Source organism: Chamaesiphon sp. OTE_8_metabat_110, from assembly GCF_031382685.1.
Classification (GTDB): domain Bacteria; phylum Cyanobacteriota; class Cyanobacteriia; order Cyanobacteriales; family Chamaesiphonaceae; genus Chamaesiphon.
This window is the reverse complement of sequence record NZ_JANMZA010000310.1, coordinates 1-4,841: the sequence shown is the minus strand read 5'-3', so window position 1 is coordinate 4,841 and position 4,841 is coordinate 1. Positions and strand designations below refer to the sequence as shown.

At 44.5% G+C, this 4,841-nt stretch carries 10 protein-coding genes and 2 pseudogenes; 4 read left to right on the top strand and 8 right to left on the bottom strand.

The genetic code is table 11. The annotated features are described in order from the left end of the window. Positions 1 to 3: 3 nt before the first annotated feature. From RMO52_RS24705 to RMO52_RS11450, 3 genes are all read left to right on the top strand, one after another. Positions 4 to 87, top strand: coding sequence for a type II toxin-antitoxin system YoeB family toxin (locus RMO52_RS24705; protein ID WP_396134958.1), 84 nt, complete (start codon positions 4 to 6; stop codon positions 85 to 87). A 188-nt stretch (positions 88 to 275) separates the two neighbouring features. Continuing rightward, positions 276 to 518: a hypothetical protein gene (locus tag RMO52_RS11455; RefSeq protein ID WP_309744690.1), complete on the top strand. Its 243-nt coding sequence runs from the start codon at positions 276 to 278 to the stop codon at positions 516 to 518. A gap of 2 nt (positions 519 to 520) precedes the next feature. After that, entirely contained in the window at positions 521 to 820 is a 300-nt protein-coding gene (locus RMO52_RS11450; protein WP_310414163.1) for a type II toxin-antitoxin system RelE/ParE family toxin, read from the top strand. Positions 821 to 1,021: 201 nt separating this feature from the next. Here the strand turns inward: RMO52_RS11450 and RMO52_RS11445 are convergent, their stop codons facing one another. The 6 genes and pseudogenes from RMO52_RS11445 to RMO52_RS11420 form a co-directional block, all read right to left on the bottom strand. Further along, the gene (locus RMO52_RS11445) at positions 1,022 to 1,252 is read right to left on the bottom strand and encodes a hypothetical protein (RefSeq protein WP_310414160.1); all 231 of its coding nucleotides are present in this window, start codon (positions 1,250 to 1,252) and stop codon (positions 1,022 to 1,024) included. 70 nt (positions 1,253 to 1,322) lie between these two features. Beyond that, on the bottom strand, positions 1,323 to 1,619 hold the full coding sequence (locus tag RMO52_RS11440; RefSeq protein ID WP_309737995.1) for a hypothetical protein: 297 nt from the start codon (positions 1,617 to 1,619) through the stop codon (positions 1,323 to 1,325). A gap of 93 nt (positions 1,620 to 1,712) precedes the next feature. Next, positions 1,713 to 1,997: pseudogene (locus tag RMO52_RS11435) on the bottom strand (hypothetical protein); the annotation flags it as partial. 119 nt (positions 1,998 to 2,116) lie between these two features. Continuing rightward, positions 2,117 to 2,308 (bottom strand): type II toxin-antitoxin system VapC family toxin, encoded by a 192-nt coding sequence (locus RMO52_RS11430; protein WP_309737994.1) that lies wholly within the window; start codon positions 2,306 to 2,308, stop codon positions 2,117 to 2,119. A gap of 87 nt (positions 2,309 to 2,395) precedes the next feature. Then, positions 2,396 to 2,542 carry a hypothetical protein gene (locus RMO52_RS11425; RefSeq protein ID WP_309737993.1) on the bottom strand — a complete coding sequence of 49 codons (147 nt, stop codon included), beginning with the start codon at positions 2,540 to 2,542 and terminating at the stop codon, positions 2,396 to 2,398. Between the two features lie 134 nt (positions 2,543 to 2,676). After that, positions 2,677 to 2,850 (bottom strand): annotated as a pseudogene (locus tag RMO52_RS11420) (BrnT family toxin); the annotation flags it as partial. A 137-nt stretch (positions 2,851 to 2,987) separates the two neighbouring features. Here RMO52_RS11420 and RMO52_RS11415 point away from each other — a divergent pair. Beyond that, complete coding sequence (locus RMO52_RS11415) at positions 2,988 to 3,593, top strand: aspartyl protease family protein (protein WP_310414152.1); 606 nt, start codon at positions 2,988 to 2,990, stop codon at positions 3,591 to 3,593. Between the two features lie 17 nt (positions 3,594 to 3,610). On the opposite strand, the gene RMO52_RS11410 is transcribed toward RMO52_RS11415, so the two are convergent. Both RMO52_RS11410 and dapB read right to left on the bottom strand, forming a co-directional pair. Further along, the gene (locus tag RMO52_RS11410; protein WP_309740971.1) at positions 3,611 to 3,742 is read right to left on the bottom strand and encodes a hypothetical protein; all 132 of its coding nucleotides are present in this window, start codon (positions 3,740 to 3,742) and stop codon (positions 3,611 to 3,613) included. A gap of 21 nt (positions 3,743 to 3,763) precedes the next feature. After that, positions 3,764 to 4,591: a 4-hydroxy-tetrahydrodipicolinate reductase gene (gene dapB / locus RMO52_RS11405; RefSeq protein ID WP_309740973.1), complete on the bottom strand. Its 828-nt coding sequence runs from the start codon at positions 4,589 to 4,591 to the stop codon at positions 3,764 to 3,766. Positions 4,592 to 4,841: the final 250 nt, after the last annotated feature.

Below are 4,841 nucleotides of genomic sequence, written 5' to 3'. Positions count from 1 at the left end.
AGAATAGATTTAGAACATCGACTAATTTATCGAATCAAAGATGAATCTATCCAATTTTTACAAGCCCGTTATCACTATGAAAATTAGAGGCAATCCCAGTGATTGAGTCTCGATCTCTGTTGAGGAGCATCTTTGTATCCTGTCGGAATGATCGATCGATCGAAATTATCGATCGATCGATTGTAGTCTATTCGATCGCTTTACTCGCTAGCGGAGCCTGTCATAAGAGAGAATCGGGTAAAATTAGGAGGCTGTAGTAAATTGCGGTGTAAACTATGACAGAACTGCTTCAACAGGTAATCGCCCAAATCGAACAACTGCCAATCGATCGACAAGAAGCGATCGCGGCTCGGTTTTTAGCAGAATTGGCGGAAGAACAACAAGCCGAGAACGTCTGGGTTGAAGATATCCGAACGAAAATCGATGCTGCCATTTCAGCCTCAGAGCAAACACCACCGATCGATGGCGAGACATTCGTCAACCAGATTTTAGAGCGGTTTCAACGCGGTCGAGTGTAAGCATGAGTCTCTATGTCATTAACGTTCTTGCTAGTCGAGATCTTACTGAAATCGCTGACTACTTTGCCGAAACCAATGTAGAAGTAGGCGAACGATTTTTTAAAGAATTTAATAGTAAGTGTCAACAACTAGTTTCCTTTCCCAGCATTGGTAAAAGCTATGGAGCAATTCGCCCAGATCTTAGAGGATTATCTCTCGAAGGTTATATTATTTTCTACCGTATTCTCGATGACGGGATCGAAATCCTAAGAGTTGTCAGTGGTCGCCGTAATCTTCCATCTCTTTTCAGCGATTCAGACTGATTAACTGAGAGGGATTTCTCCCCGTATGTTGGATTGGGAGCACCGCGAAACCCAACAATTTCAGTGTTTGAGGTTCGTTCGCGTAGGTACGGTCGGTAATCGTTGACGCAGCATACCGGAGGTAATCGGTATTGAAGAGTATATTTGTATTCTGTTGGAACGATCGATCGATTTTATGCCAAAAATAGTTTTGAGGGCAGATTAAATGGATATACCTGCAAACTCTAGTTCGATCGCGGCTAGTTCTCTCTGGATATCTGGATCGTTTGCCATCTCTTCTAATTCAGCTTCAATCTCGCTGACGGATTTTCCCAATGCTACTGCTCTAATCTGCTTATCGATATCATCTCGTAGCTGCAATTTCTCCTCAACTGAAAGTAAGGCGATTTCGCGCTTTAGCTCATAAACTATTAGCGATCGGTTGGAAGTCATATTTTATACTTACTTTTTTGTTGTTACAGTATCGTTGTTTTCTATTGGTAAACCAATATGCTTGGATAGGTTAAATAGCAATTTTTGATAAATGCGATTGAAACTCCTTGGCTTCCAATAATTCGTAGTCTGGTTCGTCATCACCATAGGCTCTACTCAATCCCTGCAATGATAATTTAGTCCATTCTGCGTCAGTCCACTCTTCGTCGCTCCAATCTTCTGCGGCTGGATTAATATCTGGTTGGGTGAGTGCTGTGGATTTTATCTGTTTATCGATCTGAGCCTGTAGCCACAATTTATCCTCAACTGGAAGTAAGGCAATTTCACGCTCTAGTTCATAAACTGCTGGCGATCGGTTGGGAGTCATATTTTACAATGGTTTTTGTTGCGTTAGTGTTTTGGGAGGGGAATCGATCGATAAGACAAATTTAACATATCATCCATTGCCATTGCTTGGGAACGAAGCTGGGACATCCCACGGCTCCATCAAGCAGGAATGGTACTCATAAAACGCCTTCTTCTGTGCGCTCATCGACTCATGTGCCGTCCAAGGTTTGGGCACCGTCATCATCATCGCATGGGGCAAGCTGCGACCGGAAAGAGTCAATAGTTCCAGCGCATTATCAAAGATCGTCGAGTCACTACCATCGACATTAATCGCAGGTTTAATCTTACTAATGTCATCGCCGAATAAATCCGACGCAAACAGCGATTGCCGCGCCGTCATCCAGTTAATATTCGCTCGATCCTAGTCGATCGAGCGTCTGTCGATACAAAAGTTTGCCAATCGATCGAGACTATCGATAGTCATTTGGGTTGTGATGCTCGATCGTGTTTTTTGAGGTTGTGGGATCGATCGAGTCATTATACAGACCAATCTTCGATCGCTAATCCTGGTACTTGTCCAAAATCTTTGAGGTTGCGGGTAACAATAATACCGCTATTGGCGATCGAGATCGATGCAATTCGTAGATCTTGCGTTCCAATTCTAATGCCCTGTTGTCTAAAATGCCGAAATCGATCTTCAGCAGCACGATTATATTCTAAGATCTCCAACTGAGAAAACAGCGAAAAAGTTGCAGTTAATCTCTCATAAGCAGCAATTAGATCTTCAGGCTTTTGTGCTTTCCGAATCTGAGCTAATCATCCGGCATATTGCTCTTCGACTGTTACCACAGTTGTTTTGATGACGAGATTACTTTGTCGAGCTAGACGAATTTGTTCGCAAACTTGTGGATGATTTCGTTGGTAAAGACTCAAAATATCCGTATCGATAACATATAAAGTCATAGACGATCTTCAATTAGATCTATCTCAGTGCTATTTTAACTCAGATCGCCAGATTCAATAACTGAATCGATGACGATTGAATCACTTGTGATTTCGCTAGCTTCGATATATTTGCCCACCAACACAGATTTGGTTTACGATCGAATTGCCAGATCGGGAGATCCATACACCGCACCGACTCCATACTGTCTTCGTTCTTGACGTGTCGCCGATCTAGCTGAAATCAACCTAATTTCCCGATCGCGCCAGGTATACACCACCACCAGCACTCTACCTAGAGCATCTAGCCCAATAGTAATCAATCGCTGCAGGTAATCGCCAGCGATCGCGGAGCGTGCCAAAGGCAATCGATCGCCTACTTCAATCTCAGCAAATTGCCGCCCAGGATATGCTAGATTTATTGTAATGCCGAACTCTATCGTCGGTTAAGATGATTCATGATGATATGAGTATTAATCAAAGTCCGTCTGAGTGGTATCGATGGCATTGGCAAGAACTAAAAGAGTATGTGGGTGAGTGGGTTGCCTATTCTAGAGACGGCGTAATTTCCCACGACCGTGATTACCTTACCATGATGGAGCGAGTTAAACTAGATCCGATGGAATACATCATCGAACGAATTTATGAAAATGAATTTGTCGAGCCAATCAAGTTTTATCCTGTCAGATTTAGGACTGTTAAAGCTAACAATTGGCAACCTAAATATTTAGTTAAGCTCAGTTATCAAGAGGCTCGACAACTAAATATTCTAGTAGATTCAGGTGCTGATTTTTGTTTGATGCCCAAACAGTTAGGTATCGATTTGGGTTATAGAGTAGGTGGTGAAGAAGTAATGTCTAAAGCTGAAGGAGTGGGTGGAGAGGTAGATTATGTACTCAGAAGAGTGGAACTATCGATCGATAGCCATACTTTGACTGTGCCGATCGCTTGGCTTCAAACTGATGATGCAGTTGAATGCTTACTAGGAAGAGAGGTAGTTTTCGACAAGTTTGATATTGAATTCAAGCAACGCGATCGACAGATTATTTTTAAATATAGAGTCGATCGTTAATCTGTACCTCTCAGTATTTATATTTTTCCGATTTCATCGCCGACTTTGAGATTCAATCTCGTTTCGATATTTTCAATGATGACGAGATTTCCTTTCTTATCGACAGTTTCTCGTTCGCTGATGAGATCGTCGCTGCCCACCAGCATCATCTTTGCTAGCTCTCTAGATTATTAAAGAATTTTTTCTAATCCGTATACTAGCGATTTGAGACCCAAAATCTTGCGGATGGCGAGGAGGACTCCGGGCATGTAGCACGATCGATTGGTGGTATCGTGGCGGAGGAGATAGATCTCACCAGGAGCGCCGAAGATGATTTCTTGATGGGCGATATAGCCAGGAAGTCGGACGCTATGAATGCGAATGTTTTCGTCGGCGATCGCACCTCTAGCACCTGCGAGCTTTTCGGATTCGGTGACGCTGGGAGGGTTGAAAGTTTTGCCGAGTTCGCCGAGCAGTTGGGCGGTTTGGATGGCGGTACCGCTGGGGGCATCGGCTTTTTGGTTGTGATGGAGTTCGATGATTTCGACGTGCTCGAAAAATTTGGCGGCTTGAATGGCGGCTTGCTGCATTAAGATGACCCCGATCGAGAAATTGGGGATAATTAAGCAACCAGTACTCGCTTTGTCGGCAAATTCGGCTAGTTCTTGAATCTGGGTGGGACTCAATCCGGTGGTACCGACAACCGGACGCACGCCGTAGGCGATCGCCGATCGCACGTTTTCATAGATACTGTCAGGATGGGTAAAATCGACCATTACGGCGGGTTGTTTCTCTTGGGATGCCATGGCGAGGATTGCCTGAAGATCGTTCATTACAGGTATCTCTAAGGCTCCACAGCCAGCGATTTCACCGATGTCTTCGCCGAGTAGCTTGGGGTTACGATCGATCGCGCCCAGTAGCACCAGATCCGGGGCGTTAGCGACAGCTTTGATGACTTCGATGCCCATTTTCCCCGCTGCACCATTGACGACGACTGGGATTGGCGATTGGTTACTCATGAGTGCTGTTGCTCCTTGGCTGAAAATTCCACACTGCCTATTATGACATCGAAAGACTTACGGGTTGGGATCGATTCCCGAAGGGGAAGGCTCCGCCAACGCCAGATCGCCGTCGAGCTGCAATTTTTAGAGCTTTGGGTTACTAGATGGGGATCGTCGAAAATCCGCTGCCCACAGATGCGGCAATCCTAGAATGTTTACCAAATTCTATCCATGCTCAACATAAAACCTGGCATGACCTCACTACAAT